Raw genomic sequence first — 23002 nt, 5'->3', positions numbered from 1 at the left:
CTGTAGTGCCGAGCCATGCTCGGCACATTGTCCACGACAGCCGCGAAGGTTCAGCGCACCGGGGATTTTGGCCCCAGCAACGCCAGCAGCACGAAGACCACGATCGAGGCGACGGTGCCGAGCGCCGCCGGCAACCCGAATGCCCAGGCCGAACGACCCTGCTGGTGCGCCCACTGGGCCAGATGCCAGGCCGCGCCCAGGTTGATCAGCCAGGCAATGACGAACACCGGCCACAGCACCATGCCCACCGCGCGCAGCACGGGCATGGACACCAGCGCGGCAGCGATCGCCGCGATCAGGAAGATCAGGGCCGAGCGGGAATGGCGTGCCGTGGACACGCTCATGCGGCTAACCTGCGCACCATCACTAGCACGCGATAGCTGCGGTTGTCGGCTTCCTGCAGCGGCTTCCAGCCCAGCCGCGCATACAGCCCACCGTCCAGGGCCTCGGTCTGCAGGAAGAGATCGGAAACCCCCATCCGCACCGCCTGCGCCGCTGCCTGCTCCACCAGCGCACCAGCCAGCCCACGCCCGCGATGGCTGTCCGCCACGAACACGCTGCCCAGCCAATGTTCGTACTGTGGGAACGCCTGCATTTCCCGCCGCTTGAGCTGGACTGCGCCAACCACTTGACCGTCATCGAATGCGGCGATCAGGTGAGGGAAACCTTCGGCATCCTGTGGCGGATTGAGCCGCTGCAGTTCCTGTTCCAGTATCAGGCCGGCGTCCTGACCCCATTCCGCGTGGTACCACTGGGCTAATTGCTGCCGTTCCGGTGCGTCGGCGGGTAGTCCCCTGAATTCCATGGCAATGCCTCGATCCCCAAGTCACCCAAGGGGATCATGGACGGCGCCCGAAGGGAAGCCTTCTGTAGAGTCGAGCCATGCTCGACACATCAGGCCATGCGCGAAAGGCATTCGAGCATGGCTCGACGCTACAAATGGCGCGACGGCAACTCAGCCTTGGGCGAAGTCCTTCAGGATCTCGCCGACGCCGCTGGGCGAGATCTCGAAGCCCAGCGGAGTGCCCGGATTGATCACCACGCCGTAGCCACCCGGCACGCGGCGCAGCACGTCCAGCATCCGCCAGCGGATCTGGTGTTCGGCCTGCTGGCTGTAGATGCCCACGCGCGACGGATCGGTGAACACGGCCACGTGCAGGATGCCCTGCTTGTCAAACAGCAGCGGGTCGAAGCCGCTGCCGTCGGGGGTCACCAGGCTGCCGGTCAGCAGCACCACCTCGGAGGCGACGAAGGCCTCCATGAAGGCGCGGATCGGCACCGCGCCGTCCATCGCCGCCTTCAGCAGGGTTTCGATCGGGGTCTGCGGGGCGAGGTCGGTCATGGCGGTGCGGCACGGCGTGAGGGGGGCCTATTGTGCCGCATAGGGTCGCCCCGGTAGTGCCGGCCGCTGGCCGGCATCTGAAGGGACCATGGATTCATGGGTTGCCGGCCAGCGGCCGGCACTACCGCCCCAGGCGCACGTCCCGCGCCTTCTGGTCGGCCATCGCCTTGTCCAGCTCGGCCTGCAGCGCGGGCTGCTGTACCGGCGCATCCAGCACGTAGACCTTCACCCCGTGCGCGGGCACTTCAGTCTGCAGGCGGCTCTTCACTTTCACCTCGCCGCCGCCCAGCGCATCGCGCCAGCGGCCCGCCTGGAGGTAACGCGCCACGGTGAAGGTCCGGGCCTGGTCGCCCTTGTTCAACAGCACCAGCGCGGTCTGCGCCACGTCGCCGTGCTGCAGTACGCGGAAGAACACCGCATCGTCGCCCTGCAGCCGCTCGTTCACCTGCAGGCCACGCTGCAGCGCCGGAGTGGCCTCACGCAGCCTGGCGATGCGCTGCAGCGGTGCAAAGATCGGGCTCTGCGGCGCGGCGTCGACACGCTCCTGGCCAAAGTAGGCTCGGTTGCCGGCGTGCTCGGCGCGACCGCGCATGAAGCCGGTTTCCGAGCCGTAGTAGACCACCGGAATGCCGCGCGCGGTGAACAGCCAGTTGTGCGCATCGATGAAGCCGTTGTCGCTCGCCTGCAGGCGAGGCATGTCATGGTTGTCGTAGAAGCTCATCAGCTCGTACGGGTTGGCGTAGGGACCGCCACTCAGGTGCAGCGGCTCGGCCAGGACTTCAAAACCCTTGCCGGCGGTGCCGAAAGCCTGCTCCAGCGCTCCCCGCAACGGGAAGTCGAGCACGCTGACGTTGGCGTTGGCCGGCCAGGTGTGCTCGGCAATGCGCGCGGCATCGTAGTCGAACGCCTCGCCGAACATGAACATGCCCGGATGCTCGGCACGGATGCGCTTGACGAAGGCGTGCCACCACGGGTGCGGCAGCCAACCGATGGTGTCGATGCGCAGTGCATCCACGCCCTGCGCGGTCCATTGCAGGTAGGCGCCCACCAGGTAATCCATCACCGCCGGGTTGTCCTGGTTGAAGTCGGACAGCTCGGCCAGATTGCCGTCGAAGATCGAACCGTCCTTGCTGTCGACCGGTCCGATGTTGTTGTAGAACGCGTGCAGCGGGTTGTGCTTCGGATCCAGCTTCTGGGGCGGCAGGTTCTGGTGGTCGGCGATTAGCCTGCCCTCCTTGTCGAAGATCTGCCCGAACTGCGGCTGCCGCGTTGGCATGGTCCAGGCCGGCGAGCCGTGGTTGCCGACAATGTCCAGCACCACCTTCAGGCCCGCGCCATGCAGCCCTTTGGTCAGCCCGGCGAAGTCCAGGTCCTTGCTGGGCAGGTGCTCGTCGAGCTTGTAGAAGTTGATGCCCCAGTAGCCGTGGTAGCCGGTCTTGCCGCGGTCGGTCAGCGTACTGGTGCAGCTGATCGGCTTGCTGCCGGTAAACGCCTCGTCCGGATTGTCGACGATCGGCGTGATCCACACCGCGCCGAAGCCGAGGTCGCGGATGTACTGCGCATTGTCGAGCACGCCACGGAAGTCACCGCCGAGGTAGCCGATATTGCCGTCCACCTTGTCCGGGCACGGCACCGGAATATCGAAGGTGCGGTGCGCGCCGCCCTGCTCGCGATGGTCGTTGGCCGGATCACCGTTGACGAAGCGGTCGGTGACCACGAAGTACACCGCATCGCTGGCGAACGGCTCGGTGGTACCGACGTAGTCCGGGCGCGGCGCGGCCGCCGCCTGGCCGGCCAGCAGTACAAGGGAAACAGCAACAGACAGCGCACCACGCATCACACCACCTCCGGACGGGACGGAACCCGCAGCACGCATAGGCCGGCGACGAACAGGCTGCAGCCGCCCAGCACCAGCACCTGCATCGGCTGGCCGCCCAGCCAGGCACGCAGGGCAAAGCCAAGCGCACTGGCAGCGACCAGCTGCGGGATCACGATGAAGAAATTGAAGATGCCCATGTACACGCCCATCTTCGATGCCGGCACGCTGTCGGACAGCAGTGCATACGGCAGCGAAAGGATGGATGCCCAGGCGAAGCCAACGCCCACCATCGACAGCAGCAGCCAGTGCGGATCGCGGATGAACATCAATGACACCAGGCCGGCACCGCCCAGCCACAGGTTGACCAGGTGGCTCCAGCGCAGGCCGATCGCACGCACCAACGGTGGAATCAGCACTGCGGCCAGCGCGGCAAAACCGTTGTAGGCACCGAACAGAACACCCACCCAGTTGGCGCCCTCGTTGTAGGCCGCCGACTGTGGATCGGTCGAACCGAAATGGGTGCCCGCCACTGCGGCGGTGGTGTAGATCCACATCGCGAACAGAGCGAACCACGAGAAGAACTGCACCCACGCCAGGCGACGCATGGTGATCGGCATCGCGCGCAGGTCACCCACGATGGCGGCCAGCATGTGGGTGGCCGGCAACGCGCGCGCGGCCGCCAGCAACAGGCCATAGCCGGCGCACAGGCCCGCCAGCACGTACAGCATCCTGTCGCCTTGCCGCCAGGTGATCAGCAGGGCCAGCAACACACCCAGCCCGAGCCACAACGCCACCTGCGTCCACGGTGCAGGACCGCTGATCACCGCTGCTGCGTGATGTGCCGGAGGTTCGGCATCATCGAAACCGGCCAGCTCTGCCGGCGAGTATTCGCGGGTGCTGACTACTGTCCAGGTGATCGCCGCCAGCAGTACCACCGCGCCGAAATAGAACGCATAGCGCACGGTGTCGGGCACTTCCCCGGCGGCTGCGGTGTTGGCGACACCGAAATGGGCCAAGATGAAGGGCAGGAAGCTGGCGACGATCGCACCCACGCCGATGAAGAAGCTCTGCATCGCGTAGCCGGCGGGGCGCTGGCGCGGCGCCAGCTGGTCGCCGACGAAGGCACGGAACGGCTCCATCGATACGTTGATCGACGCGTCCAGCACCCACAGCGTGCCGGCGGCGATCCACAGCGTCGGTGAGTTCGGCATCACCAGCAGCGCCAGCGTGGTGAGCACCGCCCCGATCATGAAGAACGGACGGCGGCGCCCCCATCGTGTCCAGGTGCGATCGGACAGGTAGCCGATCACCGGCTGGACCAGCAGGCCGGTCAGCGGCGCCGCGATCCACAGCCCGGGCACTGCATCCATGTCCGCGCCCAGCGTCTCGAAAATACGGCTGGCGTTGGCATTCTGCAGGGCGAAGCCGAACTGGATGCCGAGGAACCCGAAGCACATGTTCCAGATCTGCCAGAACGACAGCTGCGGCTTGGCCGGACGATTCATGGTGCGCCCTCTGCGGCCGCAACCGGCGCCACCGTCAGTGCCCGCACCTGGGCCTGGTTCACCACGCCATCGCGCCCGCCCTTGCCGCCGGTGTAATGCGCGAAGTGCTGCAGCGCGCTCATGTTGAACCCCTCTTCAAGCGTGATCGTGCAGCGGCCCCTGGTCACCGGGAACGTCGCCGAGGTCGAATCCTGCACGGCTACGCTGTGCGGCAGGGTGACCGTACGCCGCTGCAGCGGCTGGCCCGGGCATTGCAGCGCCAGCTGTTTCACTGCAGCCGTCACCCCGGTGTTGATCGGCCCGCTGGGGTTGCTGTACTGCAGGCGCAGGCGTACCTGCCCGGCTTTGGCCGGGGTGAACTGCCAGCGCGTTGCGCCCTTCAGCAGCTGCTGCGGACCGACGCAGCGCATCGGGCTGTGCAGCGACTCCAACGCCCCGTCGCGCATGGTCAGGCTGAGGCAATGCTGCAGGCCATCATCGACGATGCGTGCCACACCCTGCGTGATTGCAGTCACCGCCCGGCCGTCCCGCCACAGCACCTGGCCTTCGGCCACCGGCACCGACCAACCCTTGCCGCTGCGTCGTACCTGCGGTACGGCCGGGGTCGCCGGCGCGCGCGCATTGGCATCGGCCGTGCTGACGGGCAACGCACGCGACGGCGCGGCCACCAGCTGTACGGTGGTCGTGGTGCCCCGCGTCTTCACCGTGCCCGCCACCAGCAGGCCGTCACTCACCTGCTTTGGACGCTCCAGCACATAACGCTTGCCATCGGCCTCCAGGGAGATGCGGCGCTGCTTGCCGAACAGTTCGGGCACCAGCGCGGCCGGCAGCTTGGGCTGCACGCGGCCATCGTCCTGCACGCCGAACACGCCTTCGACCACCATCGACAGGTACCCCGCCACCGACCACAACTGGCGTTCGGAATTGACCACCGGGCCGCTCAGCGCGCCTTCCTCGACATGCACGGCCTGGCTGACCAGTTCGTAGTTTTCCATGTTCGAACCGGCCAGGGCGGCGCCGCGCATCAGCGAGCGGATTTCGGCGGCGATGCGCGGCGCATCGTCCAGCTGCCGCGCCGCGCGCAGCGCGTAGGCGCTGACAAACGGCCAGATCGCGCGGTTGTGGTAGATCGGCTGCTGCGCCTCCTGCGGCCACACCACCGGGCTGCCAGCCGGTGCCCTCGGGTACGCGGCCAGCGCGCGGTGCGCGCGCTCGGGCGGCAGCACCCCGGCCAGGATGCCCAGCGACAGGCCGAGCAGATCCACCTTGGCGTACGGCACCGGGTGCGCGGCTTCGCCGATGTAGCTCATGTACTGGCCCATGTCCTCGCGCCAGAAGCGTGTATCGATCTGCTGCGCCAACGCATCGGCCGACGCCCTGTAGTCGGCCGCACGGGCGTCGCCGCGCTGACCGGCCAAGCGTTCGGCCAGGCGCAGTGCCTGGTAGTGCAGCACGTTGGTGGACAGCGCGTAGGAATCACCGATGAAGCGCACGTCCTCACGGGTCCAGTCCGGATAGGTCTGCTCGCGCCAGTCCAGGAACGAGGTCTCGCCACGGTACAGGCCCATCTGCGCGTCGAACACCATCGCGCGGTCCTGCGCCAGCGTGCCCTGCAGCGCCTGCCAGACCTGGTCGGCAAACGCGCGATCCGCCAGCAGATGGCGCGCGGCCAGGAACCACACCACGCGATCACTGCTGATCGGCCAGCTGCCGCCGGAACCGGTGTCCTGTGCCACGAACAGACCGGGCGTACGCCCGTCACGGGCGGCCGACAGCTTGAACTGCAGCGACTGCCGGGTGCGCTGCGGTTCCAGCCGCGCCAGCGCCAGATCGGCGGCGAAGCTGACATCGCGGGTCCACACATAGGGCCAGCGCGCACCGGTCTGGAAGCAGTCGCACGGGACCGGCCGGCCCTCGTCGAACGCCGGATCGCGGATCGCGTCCACCCGGTCCTGGTCCATCTCCTGTTGGGCCAGCGCGAACAACGCATCGAACATGACGCTGTCGGTGTGGCTGCGCATCGGCATGGGCGCGATGCGCACCTCTCCCTTCGGCGCATGCAGCACGAAGCCACCCTTGGCAGCCGCTTCGGCGCGCGCGTTGCGGCCGTCGAATTGCAGGTCGGCCGCCTGCGCGGTCGAACCCAGCGCTGCCCCCAGGGCAGCGGTCAGGCAAATGATCTTCAGCATCGAAGCGGCGGACCGGCTTGCGCCCGTCGGCCTCCCTCCCTCTCTGCACGCGTTGTAGGTCCGCACCGTCGTTGCCGGCGGGCGGGCGCGGCCCCTCCCTCAAGGTGCCCTGGCCCCATGGTAGACGCGGGGCTGTCAGCTGCGTCCAGTTGCATACGTATTCATGGCATCGCGCGGTGGCGCACCCGCCGCGCTGGCTTATGGTCCGGGTCTGCCAACGGCGCCTTGGGAGGGGAACTGCCGATGTCATCCACTGCTGTACGCGCGGTGTTCGCGCACATGCTCGGCCTGGCCCTGATCGGGTGGGCCACGCTGGCACAGGCCGCGCCACAGGTGGCCAGCGTCGAATCGCCGGGCAAGGTACTGAAGGTCAGTCTGCTGCTGGATGGCGGCACCGCCCGCTACCGTGTCGAGCGCCTGGGCGACACCGTGGTGGAGGATTCGAAGCTCGGCTTTGCCCTGCACGACGGCCGCCTGGACCGCGATTTCGCCCTGCTGGGCCAGCAGCGGCGCAGCGTCGATGACACCTGGGAACAGCCATGGGGCGAACGCCGGCTCACCCGCAACCACTTCAACGAGCTGACCGTACAGCTCGCCGAAACCACCGGCAGCAAGCGGCGGCTGGATGTGGTGTTCCGCGTCTACGATGATGGCCTTGGCTTCCGCTATGTGTTCCCCGAACAACCGAACCTGCGCGAGGCCATCATCGATGACGAACTGACCGAGTTCGCCATCGCGCCCGAATCAACCGCCTGGTGGATTCCCGCCGGCGAGCCGATCCACTACGAATACCTGTACCAGCGCACGCCGCTGCGCGAAGTGCCGCTGGTGCATACGCCGATGACCCTGCGCAGCCGCGACGGCCTGCACGTGGCGATCCACGAAGCGGCGCTGGTGGACTATGCCGGCATGTGGCTGCGCCGGACCGAGGGACAACGCCTGCGCGCGCAGCTTTCGCCCTCGGCCGAAGGCTGGAAGGTACGCCGCACCCTGCCCTTCGCCACGCCCTGGCGCACGCTGCAGATCGCCGACCGCGCCGGTGGCCTGGTCGAATCGGACCTGATCCTCAATCTCAACGAACCCAATGCGCTGGGGGATGTGAGCTGGGTGAAGCCGGCCAAGTACCTGGGCGTGTGGTGGTCGATGCACCTGGACAACGAGAGCTGGGCGACCGGGCCGAAACACGCGGCCACCACCGCCAAGACGAAGAAGGTGATCGACTTCGCGGCCGCGCACCGCTTCCGCGGCGTGCTGGTGGAAGGCTGGAATCCGGGCTGGGATGGCATGTGGGTGGGCAATGGCTACGACTTCGATTTCACCCGCGCCACGCCTGATTTCGACATTGAAGCGCTGTCGGCGTATGGCCTGAAGAAGGGCGTGCACCTGATCGGCCACCATGAAACCGGCTGCGCCATCGAGCACTACGAGGACCAGCTGGGTGCCGCGCTGGACCTGTATGCACGGCTGGGCGTGGACCAGTTCAAGACCGGCTATGTGTGCGACGACGGCCAGGTCGATCGTCGCAATCCTGCGGGGGGACCGCTGTGGCGCGAGTGGCACGACGGTCAGTTCATGGCCCGCCATCACCTGAAGGTGGTGCAGGAGGCGGCGCGCCGGCACCTGTCGGTGAACCCGCATGAACCGATCAAGGACACCGGCCTGCGCCGCACCTACCCGAACTGGATCTCGCGCGAAGGCGCGCGCGGCATGGAGTACAACGCCTGGGGCCAGCCGCCGAACCCGCCCGAGCACGAGGTCAACCTGGTGTTCACCCGCATGCTGGCCGGGCCGATGGACTACACCCCCGGCATCCTCAGCCTGAAGGGCCGCCACGGCCAGGCCATCCCCAGCACGCTGGCGCGGCAGCTGGCGCTGTACGTGGTGCTGTACAGCCCGATCCAGATGGCCGCCGACCTGCCCGAACACTACCTGCAGCACCGCGAGGCGTTCCGTTTCATCGAGGACGTGGCGGTGGACTGGGAGCAGAGCCGCGTGCTCGATGGCGAAGTGGGCGACTACGTGACGATCGTGCGCCGCGACCGCAACAGCCGCGACTGGTTCCTCGGCAGCATCACGGATGAACACGGCCGCGTGCTGCCGGTCTCGCTGGGCTTCCTGGAGCCGGGCGTGCGCTATCGCGCCGAGATATACCTCGATGGCGAGGGCGCGGATTTCCGCAGCAACCCATTCGCATTCACCCGCGAAACCCGCGAGGTGACCAGCGCCGACCTGCTGACGGTGGTACTGGCACCGGGTGGCGGGCAGGCCATTCGCTTCACACCGCTCTGAACGCCCGGGTAGTGCCGGCCGCCGGCTGACAACCCGGTGAGTGCGATTGCCGGCCGGCGGCCGGCACTACCGCAAGCAGCACCTGAAAGCGATTACATCCCTGCAGACGCCATTGAATACGTATGCAGGGTGATTCCCGCGAAGAATGCGCTGCCTACCATAGCGGCGACGACAGCGGCCACCGCGTCGCACGTTCACGGCCCCGCCGGAACGCTCACAAATCGATCTGCAACATTGCCTGGGAGGGGAAAATGTTGAACCACAAGCGCAGCGCGCTGAGCATCGCGCTGGCCGTTGTCCTGGCGCCGACACTGGCGTCGGCACAGTCCACGCAAAACACCACCACGCCGGCCGGCACCGCCGCCACCAACCTCGATACGGTGCAGGTCACCGGCATCCGCCGCGGCATCGAGAGCGCGATCGCGGTCAAGCAGGACGCCACCTCGGTGGTCGAGGCGATCTCCGCCGAAGACATCGGCAAGCTGCCCGACGTCAGCATCGCCGAGTCCATCTCGCGCCTGCCCGGCCTGGCCGCACAGCGCGTCGCCGGACGTGCGCAGGTGATCAGCGTGCGCGGCCTGTCGCCGGACTTCGCCACCACCCTGCTCAATGGCCGCGAAGTGGTCAGCACCGGCGACAACCGCGGCGTCGAGTTCGACCAGTACCCGTCCGAACTGGTCAACGGCGTGACCGTGTACAAGACCCCGGATGCGGCGCTGGTCGGCCAAGGCCTGTCGGGCACCATCGACATGCAGACGGCGCGCCCGCTCAGCTTCGGCGAGCGCGTGATCGCGGTCAGTGGCCGCTACCAGAAGAGCTCGCTGGGCCGCGCCGCCAACACCGATCCGTACGGCAACCGCTTCAGCGCCAGCTACATCGACCAGTTCCTGGACAAGACGCTGGGCATCGCCATCGGCTACGCGCACAGCGACATGCCGATCCAGGAGAACCAGGTCGGCCTGTACGAGCCGTGGACCACCGAGCACACCGACAAGGGCGACCGCCCGGGCGTGGGTGCCGGCACCTACTTCTCCGATGGCATCAAGGCGCTGCGCCGCACCGGCAACAACAAGCGTGACGGCGTGATGGCCACCATCCAGTTCCGCCCGAACAACAGCTGGACCAGCACCTTCGATGCGTTCCACACCGAAGCCGAGCAGATCGACACCGCCAACCAGTTCGAGCTCAACCTGAGCAACTACAACGGCGGCTATACGCCGGGCCTGTTGATCAGCAACCCGCAGATCAACGCCAACGGCTCGTTCACCGGCGGCACCGCCAGCGGCGTGTATCCGCTGGTGCGTGGCATGTACAACAAGCGCAAGGACAAGATCGATGCGTTCGGCTGGAACAACGAGTTCAACTTCGGTGGCGTCAAGCTGGTCGCCGACCTGAACTACTCCAAGGCCACGCGCGATGAGCTGAACCTGGAAAACAACCTGCAGCTGACCCCGATGCCGCAGCTGGACACGATCGGCGTGACGATCCGCCAGGACGGCTTCTCGCAGATCCGCCCGGGCCTGAACTACTCCAATCCCGATGCGTTGTTCCTGACCAACACCATCTACGGTTCCGGCTATGGCAAGGTGCCGCAGGTGGAAGACCGCCTGAAGGGCGGCAAGCTGGCCGCCACCATCGCCCTGCCCGATGCCATCGCCTCCTGGGCGCCGGACATCGACATCGGCGTGAACTACGCCGACCGCCGCAAGGTGAAGACCCAGTCCGAAGGCAACATCCTGCTCGGTGCGCAGGGCGATGCCAACATCGCCTCGGACCTGCAGTACCGCCCGGTCAACCTCGGCTTCGCCGGCCTCGGCACCATCCCGGCCTGGAACGTGCCGGCCGCGGTCGGCCGCTACATGACCTTCAACCCGGTCGACAACCTGGACTACCTGATTCCCAAGTCGTGGACGGTGCAGGAGAAGATCACCACCGCCTGGGCGCGCCTGAACATCAACACCGACATCGGCGAAGTCGGCGTGCGCGGCAACATCGGCGTGCAGATGCAGCACACCGACCAGAGCTCGGATTCGCGCTACTGGGACAGCTCGCAGTCGGCCGGCAACAACGTGCAGCCGTACTCGAACGGCCGCACCTACAATGACTGGCTGCCGAGCCTGAACCTGGCCTTCATGTTCCCGCACCAGCAGACCCTGCGTTTCGCCGCCGCCAAGCAGGTTGCGCGGCCGCGCGTGGACCAGATGCGTGCCGGCCTGGAGTTCGGCGTGGATACCGCCACCGGCCGCCCCGGCGGCAGTGGCGGCAACCCGTTGCTGGACCCGTGGCGCGCCACCGCGCTGGACCTGTCCTACGAGAAGTACTTCGGCGAGAAGGCCTACGTCGCCGCCGCGATCTTCTACAAGGACCTGAAGAGCTACGTCTACACCCAGTCGGTCGACAACTACGACTTCACCGCGCTGCTCGGCAGCTACGTACCACCGCCGGGCATGACCGTGCCGGTGCTGACCACCGGCACCTTCTCCGCGCCGCAGAACGGCAAGGGCGGCACGCTGAAGGGCCTGGAGCTGACCGCATCGTTCCCGCTGGACATGCTGACCGACAACCTGCGTGGCTTCGGCCTGCAGGCCAGCGCGACCTTCAACAAGAGCGACATCACCATCCTGGACCCGGAAAGCGCGTCCAGCGTCGGCAGCGATCCGATCAGCCTGCCGGGGCTGTCCAAGCGCGTGTACAACTTCACCGCCTACTACGAGCGCAGTGGCTTTGAAGCACGCGTCAGCCAGCGCCGCCGTTCGGACTTCATCGGCGAGATCGGCAACTTCAACGGCAACCGCAGCCTGCGCTACGTGGTCGGCGAGAACGTGACCGACGCGCAGATCAGCTACACCTTCAGCGACAGCAGCACCCTGCGCGGTCTCACCCTGCTGCTGCAGGGCAGCAACCTGACCAACGAGCCGTACCGCACCTACGCCGGCAGCAAGGACCGCCCGCTGGAGTACATCGAGTGGGGCCGCACCTACATGCTGGGCGTGAACTACAAGTTCTGAGGTAGCGCCGGGCCCTGCCCGGCACCCCGGACCCGGTAGTGCCGGCCGCTGGCCGGCAACATGGACACGGTAGCGCCGGCCGCTGGCCGGCAACACAAAGGGAGCAGGACCGGAAACCCGCTGCGCAGGCAGCGGGTTTTCTTTTCCGTGGATGCCTTTCGCCGGAACCTACCCACAAAAAAGGGACGGGGCACTTCGGCCCCGTCCCCGCAAGTACCGCCACCGGAGAAAACGGTCAGCTGCGTCGGGCGCAATACACCGCGCGCGGCGGCAGCTGGAGTTCATTGCCCTGCACCGTGCCCGCATCCGGGCCCGGCACCGCCACCTGCTGCCAGTTACCCGGCGGCAGCGGATGACTCACCGCCTCGGCCGACAGGTTGAAGGCCAGCAGGAGGGTTTCATCTGCAAGCATACGCTCGAACAGCAGCACAGGCTCGGCGCTTTCAAGAAATCTGATGCTGCCGTGCAGGAGGGCCGGCTGGGTATGCCGCCAGGCCAGAAACGCGCGGAACGCCGCCAGCACCGAATGCGGGTCGCGCTCCTGCACGGCGACCGCCGCGGCCCGGTGTTCGGCCGGGATCGGCAGCCAGGGCTGGCCGGTGGTGAAGCCGGCCAGCGGTGCATCGGTCCACGGCAGCGGGGTACGGCAGCCGTCACGGCCCTTGAAATTCGGCCAGAAGGTGATGCCATAGGGGTCCTGCAGGGCCTCGAACGGCACCTCGGCCTCGGCCAGGCCCAGCTCCTCGCCCTGGTACAGGCAGACCGAACCGCGCAGCGAGCACAGCATCGCCACCAGCATCCGCGCCAGGCGCGGGTCGGCGGGGTGGCCGCCCCAGCGGCTGACCGCGCGCTCCACATCGTGGTTGGACACCGCCCAGCACGGCCAGCCTTCGGTCATTGCCGCTTCCAGGCGCGAGACCGTATCGCGGATGTAAGCGGCGCTGTAGTCGTCCACCAGCAGCTCGAAGCTGTAGCCCATGTGCAGGCGGCCATCGCGGGTGTACTCGGCCGTGGTCGCCAGTGAATCCTCCGAGGAGATCTCGCCCAGACTGACCGCCCCCGGATACTGGTCGAGCAGCGCGCGCAGGCGCTCCAGGAACGGCAGGTTCTCCGGCTGGGTGTTGTTGTAGTAGTGGTACTGGTAGGCGTACGGGTTGTCCGGGCTGAAGCCGCGGCCCACCCGCTTGTCGGCAGGCTTGGCCGGGTTGTCGCGCAACTGCGCGTCATGGAAGCAGAAGTTGATCGCATCCAGGCGGAAGCCATCCACACCGCGGTCGAGCCAGAAGCGCACGTTGTCCAGGGTGGCCTGCTGCACGTCCGGGTGATGGAAGTTCAGGTCCGGCTGGTCGACCAGGAAGTTGTGCAGGTAGTACTGCTCGCGGCGCGGCTCCCACTGCCAGGCGCAGCCGCCGAACAGCGACAGCCAGTTGTTGGGGGGCGTGCCGTCCTCGCGCGGGTCGGCCCAGACGTACCAGTCGGCCTTCGGGTTGCTGCGGTCCTGGCGGCTCTCGCGGAACCAGGCATGCTCGATCGAGGTGTGGCTCAGCACCTGGTCGATCATCACCTTCAGGCCCAGGCCGTGGGCCTTGGCCAACAGGCGGTCGAAGTCGTCCAGGCTGCCGAACAGCGGATCAACGTCGCGGTAATCGGCGATGTCGTAGCCGAAGTCGGCCATCGGCGACCTGAAGAACGGCGAGATCCAGATTGCATCCACGCCCAGCGCGGCAATGTGGTCCAGGCGCTGGATGATGCCGGGCAGATCGCCCACGCCATCGCCGTTGGCATCGAGGTAACTGCGCGGGTAGATCTGATAGATGACGGCTCCGCGCCACCATGGATAGTGCGACATCGACAGCCCCCCTCCGGGCATGCGGGACCCGCCGGCAGCGGGCCGAAATCCTGATCCGGCAAGCTTAGCGGCGGGCTCCCGGGCATGGCGCAACCTGCATACGTATTCACGCGGAGGGCCGCGCAGGCCGGGCTGGAATTGCCGCGCGGGCCGGTTTGCGCCCGAATTCACGGCCAGCGCCTATAATCAGTGGTGAGCCTGAAAGCCTGATCGCATGACCATCACCGAAGACACCCGTCCCGCCCTGGGCCTGCCCCAGATCCAGTCGCTTGCCGCGGCCGACATGGCCGCCGTCGACACCCTGATCCGGCGCCGGCTGTCCTCGGACGTCGTGCTGATCAACCAGATCGCCGACCACATCATTTCCGCCGGCGGCAAACGCCTGCGCCCGATGCTGGTGATGCTGGCCGGCCATGCGGTCGGCCAGGCCGGCCCGGAACACCACCAGCTGGCGGCGATCATCGAGTTCATCCATACCTCGACCCTGCTGCACGACGACGTGGTGGACGAATCCAGCCTGCGCCGCGGCCGCAGCACCGCCAACGCGCTGTGGGGCAACGCGCCCAGCGTGCTGGTCGGCGACTTCCTGTACTCGCGCAGCTTCCAGTTGATGGTCGAGCTGGAGCGCATGCCGGTGATGCAGATCCTGGCCGATGCCACCAACCGCATCGCCGAGGGTGAAGTGCTGCAGCTGCTGCACGTGCACAACCCGGATACCGACGAAGCCGCCTACCTGCGCGTGATCGAGCGCAAGACCGCGGTGCTGTTCGCCGCCGGCACCCGCCTGGGCGCGCTGGCCAGCGGCGTGGATGAGGCGACCCAGCAGGCCCTGTTCGACTACGGCATGCACCTGGGCTATGCGTTCCAGATTGCCGACGACGTGCTGGACTACTCGGCCAACGCCGAGGAGCTGGGCAAGAACCTGGGCGACGACCTCGCCGAGGGCAAGGCCACGCTGCCGCTGATCCACGCGATGGCCCACTCCGACGACGCTACCCGCGAACGCCTGCGCACCATCGTGCAGGACGGCGACGCCTCGGCGATGCCGGAAGTGCTGGCCGCGATCCGTGCTACCGGCGGCCTGGAGTACAGCCGCGCGCGTGCCGAGGAATATGCCGAGGCCGCCGAGCGCGCGCTCGATGGCCTGGGCGACAACGATGCCGTGGCCGCCCTGCGTGGCCTGGCACGCTACGCGGTGCAGCGCTCGCATTGATGTTTCCGTGCCGCCCCCTCGCATCGACCGCATTGTAGTGCCGGCCGCTGGTACAACCTCCTGAGGCTGCCGATGCCACGGGAATGCCGGCCAGCGGCCGGCACTACCGCTGCACCGATCAGCGTTTCTCGAAACGTTCCTCGAAGAATTCATCCAGCGCCTTCCACGCGCGCTTCGCCGCCCGCTCGTTGTACTGGCACCCCGGCGGGCTGTTGGCATCGCGCTCGGCGAAGCAGTGCACCGCACCGCTGTAGTTGGTGAACTCCCAATCGACCTTGGCCGCATCCATTTCCTTCTGGAAACCAGCGATGTCCTCGGCGGTCACGCTCTTGTCGTCGGCGCCGTTGAGCACCAGCACCGACGGGTGGCTGCCACCGGCCTGCGCCGGCAGCGGCGAACCCAGCCCGCCGTGCAGGCTGACCACACCGGCCAATGGCGCACCGGCGCGAGCCAGTTCCAGCACCGTGGTGCCACCGAAACAGAAGCCCACCGCACCGATCCGGCTGGCATCCAGCGGCACCTTGCCGGCCTGGGCCTTGAGCACGTTCACCGCTTCCAGCGCACGTGCGCGCAGCAGCGGCCGGTCGTTGCGCAGCTTGGTCGCCACCGGCCCGGCCTCGGCATCGGTCTTCGGCCGCACGCCCTTGCCGTAGACATCGGCCACCAGCACCACGTAGTCGTCGCCGGCCAGCTGCTTGGCCTTCTCGATGGCCGACTCGTTCACACCCTTCCAGTTCGGCACCATCACCAGGCCCGGACGCTTCCCGTGCTCGCCATCGTCATAGACCAGCACGCCACTGAAGGTCGTGCCCTGGTGTTTCCACTCCACCGGCTGGGTCTTCATTGCCGCCCACGCCGGCATCGCCGCCAGCCCCAGCATCACCGCAACACCGCATCGCCAACGATTCATGCGCCTGCTCCGCAAGAAAAAGGGGACGGAGGGGATTAAGCCGCATTTGCCCCTCCCGCGTCGCATTCTGCATTGGCGACGTGACGCAGGTGTGGTTGGATACGACTTAATCCCCTCCGTCCCCTTTTTTCCGCATGAACGTTGTTGACCGCTTTCTGTCTGGCCTGATCCCGCGCCTGTCTGCCGACGATGCCCCGCAGTGGGCCCATGTGCAGGGCGCCAGCGCCGAAGACCTGCAGCGCCTGCGCGTGCAGTGGCCGCAGGTGCCGGACAGCCTGGTGGAACTGCTGTCGCGCGTGGATGGCACCCACTTCCGCGAGTACCCCGGCGGCGAGGTCTGCGTGCTGATGCTCGGCTCGGACGTTGAGGACGGCGGCTATCCGTACTACCTGCGCTCGGTCGCACAGATCTTCGAGGACCAGCGGCAGTGGGACGACAGCATCCGTTCCATCTATGAAGAATGGCTGGATGACGAGCCGGAGATCCTAGGCAAGGGCATCGACGCCGATCTGCCGATGAGCCGCCGGCTGTGCTTCTCGCACTGCATGAACAATGGCGGCACCTCGATGCTGTACCTGGATTTCGATCCCGCACCGGGCGGTACGGTCGGCCAGGTGGTGCGCTACCTGCACGATCCGGACAGCTACGCGGTGATCGCGCCCAGCTTCGATGCCTACCTGCAGCAGCTGATTGACGGCGATTACGCGTTCATCGACGAAGACGAATGAAGGCAGCCGAGCGTGGGCTCGGCGCTACAGTGGAGCCACGCTATGCGCGGATGAATTTCTCCGCAGGTTGCCGGCCAGCGGCCGGCACTACCCGCGTTCGATCCAGTGCAACGCGCCCGGCTCGAATGCCAGCAGATCCGACGCCGCCAGGTGCGCGCGCGGCCAGTGGCGTTCCGGCGGCTTCGGCTGCCGGGCTCCCACGGAACCGTCGTAGTCGCGTACCAGCAGGCCGATGCGCGCGGCCCCAGCCTGCAACAGCGCGTCGATACGCTGCAGCCAGTGGCCGGCGTCGGCCAGGGCGTCATCGCGACGTTCCTGCTGATCCCGTTCCTGTCGTGCCCGCTGCTCGGCCAGCGCACGGGCGATCTTCGCCGCGCTCCAGCCCTTCTTCCGCCAGCGTTCGGCATCGCCCTTCCACTCCCGCTCGCCATGCGACGAGGCCAGCGCCGTACCGCAATCGCAGTGGCCCGCGCTCAGCCAGGGCTGCCAGCCGGGACCGGTGGCCGCCAGCAGGCTGGGCGAATCCTGCGCAAACAGGCGCCGTCCGCTGCGCTCCATGATCGCGGCGGCTTCAGCGTGCGAGAACAATGCGGGCAGGAACAGGGTGATGAAGGTACACATGCGGGCTTCTCGATCCGTCCTGGAAGGGCCCATGGTAGATCCACGCCGTGCGTGGATGGGGGGGCAGAGCCCTTTCCTGCGGAAAGGGATCCGCCCCCGATCCGGCGGATCAGGCGATGCCCAACCCCGGGATCGCACTGATGCTGTCCGGATCGAATCCAGCCAGCGCGGCGAAATGACGTCCGCGCGCCACGTAGTCGCGGTAGGCCCCGAAGCTCGGCGCGCCCGGTGACAGCAGCACGACCCCGCCCTGCTCGCCCAGCGCGGCACGCGCCAGCGCCATCGCCTCGGCAAGATCGCCCGCCGCATGCAGGCCGAAGCGACCGGCATCGGCCAGCGGCTGCAGCATCGCGTGGATGCGCGGGCCGTTGCTGCCCATGGTCACGATCTCCACCGGCGGCACATCGTGCGCCATGTGCTGCATGAAATCGGTCCAGTCCAGGCCACGGTCATGCCCGCCCACCAGCAGCGCGATGCGCTGGCCGGCGAAGCACTCCAGCGCAGCCAGGCTGGCATGCGGCGTGGTGCTGATCGAATCGTTGACGTAGGTCAGGCCCTTCGCCACGCCGATGCGCTGCAGGCGGTTCGGCAGCGGGCGGAAATCCTGCACCGCCGGTGCCAGCGCCACCGCGTCCAGGCCCAGTGCCTCCAGCGCGGCCAGCACCGCGCACAGGTTGCCGCGGTTGTGGCGGCCCGGCAGCGGTGTGTTGCGGGTATCGAACACGGCGTGTTCGCCGCGATGCACGACGTCGCCGCGCATGTGCCAGCCCTGCGGCTGGTTGAACCAGACCACCTCACTCTCGGGCAGCGACAGCGCAGCCAGGTGCGGATCGGCGGCATTGAGCACGGCGATGCGCGGTGCGGCTTCCGTCACCAGCCGCAGCTTGTCCTCGATGTAACGCTGTTCGCTGCCGTGCCAGTCCAGGTGTTCCGGGAACAGGTTCAGCACCACCGCCACCTGCGGATGGGCGCCACTGCGTGCCACCTCACCGGTCTGGTAGCTGGACAACTCCACCGCCCAGTACTCGGGCGCGGGCTGTGGATCCAGCACTTCCAGCAGCGGCAGGCCGATGTTGCCGACCAGGCCGGTGCGGTGGCCGGCCGCGCGCAGCAGGTGCGCGACCAGCGCGGTAGTGGTGCTCTTGCCCTTGGTACCGGTCACGCACACGGTGTCGCGCACGATGCCATCAGCACCTGCATGCTCGGCAAACCACAGCGCGGTGCCACCGATGAAGGTGGTGCCCTGCTCCACTGCTTGCAGCGCGATCGGCTGGTAGGGACTGATGCCGGGCGATTTGATCACCACGTCGAACGCCGCCAGCGCCTCGGCCGACGGCTCACCGCGAACGTCCAGCGCACCCTGCGTTTCCGCACGCGCCGCTTCGACCTCGGACGCCGGGCAGAACAGGCTCAATGCCAGCGTGGGCAGGCGCGTGCGCAGCACCGCAAACGCGGCGCGGCCCTCACGGCCCCATCCCCACAGCGCAACGCGCTTTCCCTCAAGCTTCGAAATCTTCACGCACCCGTTCCCACAGCGCGGCCGGAACGCGGTGCTCGCCCTGCAGTTGCAGCAGCGGTGCCAGTTCCAGTTCGGCGGCGTCCAGCTGCGGCTGGATCTCATTGCAGAAGCGCTTCACCAGCACGTCTTCCTTCCACTCCGGGCGCTGCGCCAGCGTCGCCATCGCCGCACGCGATTCGCGGCCTTCGCCCACGCACTCGAACGGCTTGTGGTCCTGGAATTCCAGCAGCGCATCGAAGCCACCGGCCTGCTCGGCATCGTCCAGCAGGTTGCGGCCAAAGATGCGCACCAGGCGCGTCTTGGGCATGAACGGGGCCAGCGCCAGGAACACGAAATGGCACTTCGGGCAGACGCCGCACCAGCGGTTCACCGGGCGCTCGCCGAGGATGTGGAAGTTGCGGTTGCAGCTGGAGAAGTGCGCGTCGTAGAAGTCACTCTTGGCGAACTGGCGGGCCACCGCCAGCTCGGACATCGGGCGCAGCAGCGAGTAGTACTGCAGGTCGGCCGCCACGTACTTCTGCACATGGCTGCCGAACGCCTGCTCGCAGGCCCAGCCCTTGGACCACTGGTGATTCACTTCGCCGGTGCCTGGAATCTGGCTGCCGTAGCTGGCCGAGCGCTCGTTGGAGAACACGACCTGGTCCACGCCGTGCAGCAACGCGGCCAGCACCATGATCGCCGAGTTCACCACCGTCACCGGGATATGGCCGTTCCAGGCGCCCTGGCGGTTCAGCTCGAACAGCTCCGGTGCCAGCGTACGGCCCAGGTTCAATGTCGGCAGGCCGGTGCGCTCGGCGCACGCACGGATCAGCTGCGAGCCACCGATCCAGGTCACCGTCTCGTCCACGCCGGCACGGCGCAGCGCTTCGATGCTGACCAGCGAATCCTTGCCGCCGCCGATGGCCACCAGCGCGTGCGGCTGCAGGCCCAGCGCCGGCGCGTGCACGGCCTCGCCCTGCACCGGCAACCGGAAGCGGCCGCGCAGGTTCAGGCCGTTGCGGTAGGCGAATTCGCCCAGGCCGTTGAGGTAAATGGTCTCCACCAACGCGGCGGTATCGGCATCGATGCTGTAGCTGTCGATGCTGACCGTATCCGGTACGCCGGCCTTGTAGTAGCTGACGCCGGCGATCAGGTGCAGCAGCTGCAGCGCGCGCTGCACCGCTGCCGCACGCGCCGGGTCCAGCACGAACGGGGCGCCGGGCACGGTGATGGTCTCCACCATCTCCGGGCCGTCATCGAAGGCGTAGACCAGCCGGGCCACGCCGGTATCCGCAGCGAAGTCGCAGCGGACGAAGCGGAAGCGGGAAACCTGGTGTTTGTCGAAAGCAGTCATGGTGTATCCGGTCAGGCACAGGCCCGCGCATGCGCGCGGGACGTGTCGGTGGGCGGGTGCAGGGTGCGGAAGGCAATCACTCGATCACGTCTTCGCGCGGCATCGCCCGCTGGTTGTAGGTGTTGGCCATCACATAGCCGTAGGCACCGGCATCGGCGATCAGCATCACGTCGTCCGGCGCAGTGGACACCGGCAGCTTGCGGCGCTTGCCGAACACATCGCTGGATTCGCAGATCGGCCCGACCACATCGAACGCCGCTTCGGCATACCCCCCCTGCCGGCTGAGGTTCTCGATGTCATGCCAGGCGTCGTACAGCGCCGGGCGCATCAACGTGTTCATGCCGGCATCCAGGCCCACGCGGCGCACGCCGTCCTTCTCCACCACCTGGGTGGCATGGGTCAGCAGCACGCCCGATTCGGCCACCAGGTAGCGACCCGGCTCGATCGCCAGGCGGAATGCCGGGTGCAGCGCCTTGACCTCGGCCAGGCCCTCGGCCCAGGCGTCCAGGTCGAACGGCTCGTCTTCGTCGCTGTACGGAATCGGCAGGCCGCCACCGATGTCGATGGTCTGCACGCTGCCGATGCGGCGGGCGAAACCGGCCAGCTCATCGCACATCAGGCGCCAGTGCTGCGCGGTTTCCACGCCGCTGCCCAAGTGTGCATGCAGGCCGACCACGCGGCTGCCCAGCTCGGTGGCCGCGCGCACGAACTCGTCCACGCGGGCGATCGGCAGGCCGAACTTGGAATCCTTGCCGCCGGTGCGGACCTTGGCATGGTGGCCTTCGCCCCGGCCCAGGTCGACGCGCAGCCACAGCTCGCGGTTGCGGAACAGGTCCGGCCAGCGCTGCAGCGCTTCCACGTTGTCGACGGTCACGGTCACGCCCAGGGCGAACGCCGCCTCGTACTCGCTGCGCGGGCAGAAGCTGGGAGTGAACAGCACGCGCCGCGGCGACAGCTCCGGCAGGTGCTGGAACACATGCTTGAGCTCGCCGTGCGACACGCACTCCAGGCCGAAGCCCTCCGCTTCCAGCAGCTGCAGGATGGCCGGGTGGCTGTTGGCCTTGATCGCGTAGTAGCGCTGGTCGATCGGCTTGATCGCGGCCAGCGCGCGGGCGCGGGCGCGCACCGTCGGCAGGTGGTAGACGTAGCGCGGCGTACCGGCATCGGCCAGCTGCAGCAGGTGCGCACGCTGGCCGCGCCACCACGGCGTGCCGCGCGGGCGCACGGTGCCGGCAATCTCGCGCCAGCGCGGGCCGAACACTTCGGTTTCTTCCACCGGCATCGCACCGCTGTCGATCAGCTCGGCATGCAGGATCGGCAGCAGGCCATCGGCATCGGCCTCGTCGATGACGAAGGTCAGGTTCAGGTCGTTGGACGATTGAGAAATCATGTGCACGCGTTCGCGGCCGAACGTGGCCCACACGTCCGACAGCTTGTGCAGCAGCGAACGCATGCCACGGCCGACCAGGGTGATCGCCGCGCACGGCACGATCACCTTCACCTTGCAGATCTGCGACAGGTCGGCCGACAAGGCGGCCAGCACATCGGTGTTGACCAGGTTCTCGGACGGGTCCAGCGACACGGTGACGTTGGTTTCGGCCGAACCGATCAGGTCCACCGACAGGCCGTGCTTCTTGAACAGGTTGAACACATCGGCCAGGAAGCCGACCTGCTGCCACATGCCGATGCCTTCCATCGACACCAGCACGATGCCGTTGCGGCGGCTGATCGCCTTTACGCCAGGTACCGGTGCGGCGCTGCCATCGATGCTGGTACCCGGCAGTTCCGGGCGCTCGGTATCGAGGATGGCCATCGGCACGCCGGCGTCGCGGCACGGCTTGATCGAGCGCGGGTGCAGCACCTTCGCACCAGTCGTGGCGATTTCCTGCGCCTCGTAATAGTCCAGCCGGGTCAGCAGGCGCGCGTCGGGCACGTCGCGCGGATTCGCACTGAACATGCCCGGCACATCGGTCCAGATCTCCACGCGGCTGGCGCCGAGCAGCGCGCCGAAATACGCCGCCGAGGTATCCGAGCCACCGCGGCCGAGAATGGCGGTACCGCCGTCGGCATGCCGCGAAATGAAGCCCTGGGTGATCAGCAGGCGGGTCGGCTGCGCGCGGAAGCGCTGCATCCACTCCGCGTCGGCGCGCCACTGGCAGTTCACCGACAGGCGCTGCGACCACTCGCTCTGGTTCGGCTGCGGCGGCATTGCGTCCAGCCACTGGCGCGCGTCCATCCAGCCCATGTCCAGGCCCGAGGCGTGCAGGTAGGCCGCGCCCAGGGTCGACGACAGCAGCTCACCCTGGCCCAGCACTTCGGCCTGCCAGGCGAGCGGACGGGTGGCCGCGCGCGCATCGTCGAGCAGGCCCTGCAGCGCCGCCAGGCGCTCGGCCAGCACCTCGCGGCCCAGGCCCAGCTCGGCCAGGAAGCCTTCATGGCGTTCGACCAGCGCTGCCACCCGGTCCCGGCTGTCGGGCGCACCATCGGCAATCGCGGTCAGTTCGTTGGTGACACCGGACAGCGCCGACACCACCACCAGCACGCGCGAGCCGGTCTCTTCCGCGCGTTTTTTCGCCAGCTTCCCGATCGTGTCCCAGCGGTGACGACGCGACACCGAGGTGCCGCCGAACTTCAGTACGATCCAACGATCGACAAGGGGGGAAGCTGACATGGATTG

The 23002-nt window shown here is 67.6% G+C and carries 16 protein-coding genes; 4 read left to right on the top strand and 12 right to left on the bottom strand.

Translation table 11 applies throughout. The features are described 5' to 3' along the window. Nucleotides 1-50: 50 nt before the first annotated feature. From NSQ78_RS05735 to NSQ78_RS05710, 6 genes are all read right to left on the bottom strand, one after another. The gene (locus tag NSQ78_RS05735) at nucleotides 51-344 is read right to left on the bottom strand and encodes a hypothetical protein (protein ID WP_064237826.1); all 294 of its coding nucleotides are present in this window, start codon (nucleotides 342-344) and stop codon (nucleotides 51-53) included. Then, nucleotides 341-805, bottom strand: coding sequence for a GNAT family N-acetyltransferase (locus NSQ78_RS05730; RefSeq protein WP_064237825.1), 465 nt, complete (start codon nucleotides 803-805; stop codon nucleotides 341-343). The genes NSQ78_RS05735 and NSQ78_RS05730 overlap by 4 nt, the downstream gene beginning before the upstream one ends. A gap of 150 nt (nucleotides 806-955) precedes the next feature. Further along, the gene (locus NSQ78_RS05725; RefSeq protein WP_064237824.1) at nucleotides 956-1342 is read right to left on the bottom strand and encodes an SseB family protein; all 387 of its coding nucleotides are present in this window, start codon (nucleotides 1340-1342) and stop codon (nucleotides 956-958) included. Between the two features lie 121 nt (nucleotides 1343-1463). Beyond that, entirely contained in the window at nucleotides 1464-3179 is a 1716-nt protein-coding gene (locus tag NSQ78_RS05720; protein WP_064237823.1) for an alpha-amylase family glycosyl hydrolase, read from the bottom strand. Beyond that, nucleotides 3179-4666, bottom strand: coding sequence for an MFS transporter (locus tag NSQ78_RS05715; protein WP_064237822.1), 1488 nt, complete (start codon nucleotides 4664-4666; stop codon nucleotides 3179-3181). The genes NSQ78_RS05720 and NSQ78_RS05715 overlap by 1 nt, the downstream gene beginning before the upstream one ends. Further along, the gene (locus NSQ78_RS05710) at nucleotides 4663-6855 is read right to left on the bottom strand and encodes a Six-hairpin glycosidase-like protein (protein WP_339208092.1); all 2193 of its coding nucleotides are present in this window, start codon (nucleotides 6853-6855) and stop codon (nucleotides 4663-4665) included. The genes NSQ78_RS05715 and NSQ78_RS05710 overlap by 4 nt, the downstream gene beginning before the upstream one ends. Nucleotides 6856-7092: 237 nt before the next feature. Between NSQ78_RS05710 and NSQ78_RS05705 the strand changes: the two genes are divergently transcribed. Beyond that, complete coding sequence (locus NSQ78_RS05705) at nucleotides 7093-9144, top strand: glycoside hydrolase family 97 protein (protein WP_064239617.1); 2052 nt, start codon at nucleotides 7093-7095, stop codon at nucleotides 9142-9144. 251 nt (nucleotides 9145-9395) lie between these two features. Beyond that, entirely contained in the window at nucleotides 9396-12152 is a 2757-nt protein-coding gene (locus tag NSQ78_RS05700) for a TonB-dependent receptor (RefSeq protein WP_057494194.1), read from the top strand. A 235-nt stretch (nucleotides 12153-12387) separates the two neighbouring features. On the opposite strand, the gene NSQ78_RS05695 is transcribed toward NSQ78_RS05700, so the two are convergent. Next, entirely contained in the window at nucleotides 12388-14001 is a 1614-nt protein-coding gene (locus NSQ78_RS05695; RefSeq protein ID WP_064237819.1) for an alpha-glucosidase family protein, read from the bottom strand. Nucleotides 14002-14215: 214 nt separating this feature from the next. Here NSQ78_RS05695 and NSQ78_RS05690 point away from each other — a divergent pair, with 214 nt between their 5' ends. Then, a complete protein-coding gene (locus tag NSQ78_RS05690) occupies nucleotides 14216-15214 on the top strand; it encodes a polyprenyl synthetase family protein (RefSeq protein ID WP_064237818.1) in 999 nt (332 codons plus the stop codon). Nucleotides 15215-15332: 118 nt separating this feature from the next. On the opposite strand, the gene NSQ78_RS05685 is transcribed toward NSQ78_RS05690, so the two are convergent. Next, nucleotides 15333-16124, bottom strand: coding sequence for a dienelactone hydrolase family protein (locus tag NSQ78_RS05685; protein ID WP_064237817.1), 792 nt, complete (start codon nucleotides 16122-16124; stop codon nucleotides 15333-15335). A 134-nt stretch (nucleotides 16125-16258) separates the two neighbouring features. On the opposite strand from NSQ78_RS05685, the gene NSQ78_RS05680 reads away from it, so the two are divergent. Continuing rightward, complete coding sequence (locus tag NSQ78_RS05680; protein WP_064237816.1) at nucleotides 16259-16852, top strand: SMI1/KNR4 family protein; 594 nt, start codon at nucleotides 16259-16261, stop codon at nucleotides 16850-16852. Between the two features lie 87 nt (nucleotides 16853-16939). On the opposite strand, the gene NSQ78_RS05675 is transcribed toward NSQ78_RS05680, so the two are convergent. The 4 genes from NSQ78_RS05675 to NSQ78_RS05660 all read right to left on the bottom strand — a co-directional run bounded on the left by NSQ78_RS05675 (nucleotide 16940) and on the right by NSQ78_RS05660 (nucleotide 22996). After that, entirely contained in the window at nucleotides 16940-17473 is a 534-nt protein-coding gene (locus NSQ78_RS05675) for a hypothetical protein (protein WP_064237815.1), read from the bottom strand. A gap of 109 nt (nucleotides 17474-17582) precedes the next feature. Continuing rightward, a complete protein-coding gene (murD, locus tag NSQ78_RS05670; RefSeq protein ID WP_064237814.1) occupies nucleotides 17583-18992 on the bottom strand; it encodes a UDP-N-acetylmuramoyl-L-alanine--D-glutamate ligase in 1410 nt (469 codons plus the stop codon). Continuing rightward, on the bottom strand, nucleotides 18973-20325 hold the full coding sequence (gene murL, locus NSQ78_RS05665; protein ID WP_064237813.1) for a UDP-N-acetyl-alpha-D-muramoyl-L-alanyl-L-glutamate epimerase: 1353 nt from the start codon (nucleotides 20323-20325) through the stop codon (nucleotides 18973-18975). The genes murD and murL overlap by 20 nt, the downstream gene beginning before the upstream one ends. Before the next feature lie 76 nt (nucleotides 20326-20401). After that, nucleotides 20402-22996 (bottom strand): bifunctional aspartate kinase/diaminopimelate decarboxylase, encoded by a 2595-nt coding sequence (locus NSQ78_RS05660; protein ID WP_049467401.1) that lies wholly within the window; start codon nucleotides 22994-22996, stop codon nucleotides 20402-20404. Nucleotides 22997-23002 lie beyond the last annotated feature (6 nt).

This window comes from Stenotrophomonas sp. FSL W7-1447 (genome assembly GCF_037966425.1).
Lineage (GTDB): Bacteria > Pseudomonadota > Gammaproteobacteria > Xanthomonadales > Xanthomonadaceae > Stenotrophomonas > Stenotrophomonas pavanii.
This window is presented reverse-complemented; position numbering and strand designations above follow the sequence as displayed.

Bases quoted from the DNA above. Each gene is read 5' to 3' on its own strand.
- NSQ78_RS05735 (WP_064237826.1), bottom strand. From the start codon at position 344: ATGAGCGTGTCCACGGCACGCCATTCCCGCTCGGCCCTGATCTTCCTG.
- NSQ78_RS05730 (WP_064237825.1), bottom strand. From the start codon at position 805: ATGGAATTCAGGGGACTACCCGCCGACGCACCGGAACGGCAGCAATTA.
- NSQ78_RS05725 (WP_064237824.1), bottom strand. From the start codon at position 1,342: ATGACCGACCTCGCCCCGCAGACCCCGATCGAAACCCTGCTGAAGGCG.
- NSQ78_RS05720 (WP_064237823.1), bottom strand. From the start codon at position 3,179: ATGCGTGGTGCGCTGTCTGTTGCTGTTTCCCTTGTACTGCTGGCCGGC.
- NSQ78_RS05715 (WP_064237822.1), bottom strand. From the start codon at position 4,666: ATGAATCGTCCGGCCAAGCCGCAGCTGTCGTTCTGGCAGATCTGGAAC.
- NSQ78_RS05710 (WP_339208092.1), bottom strand. From the start codon at position 6,855: ATGCTGAAGATCATTTGCCTGACCGCTGCCCTGGGGGCAGCGCTGGGT.
- NSQ78_RS05700 (WP_057494194.1), top strand. From the start codon at position 9,396: ATGTTGAACCACAAGCGCAGCGCGCTGAGCATCGCGCTGGCCGTTGTC.
- NSQ78_RS05695 (WP_064237819.1), bottom strand. From the start codon at position 14,001: ATGTCGCACTATCCATGGTGGCGCGGAGCCGTCATCTATCAGATCTAC.
- NSQ78_RS05690 (WP_064237818.1), top strand. From the start codon at position 14,216: ATGACCATCACCGAAGACACCCGTCCCGCCCTGGGCCTGCCCCAGATC.
- NSQ78_RS05685 (WP_064237817.1), bottom strand. From the start codon at position 16,124: ATGAATCGTTGGCGATGCGGTGTTGCGGTGATGCTGGGGCTGGCGGCG.
- NSQ78_RS05680 (WP_064237816.1), top strand. From the start codon at position 16,259: ATGAACGTTGTTGACCGCTTTCTGTCTGGCCTGATCCCGCGCCTGTCT.
- NSQ78_RS05675 (WP_064237815.1), bottom strand. From the start codon at position 17,473: ATGTGTACCTTCATCACCCTGTTCCTGCCCGCATTGTTCTCGCACGCT.
- murL (WP_064237813.1), bottom strand. From the start codon at position 20,325: ATGACTGCTTTCGACAAACACCAGGTTTCCCGCTTCCGCTTCGTCCGC.
- NSQ78_RS05660 (WP_049467401.1), bottom strand. From the start codon at position 22,996: ATGTCAGCTTCCCCCCTTGTCGATCGTTGGATCGTACTGAAGTTCGGC.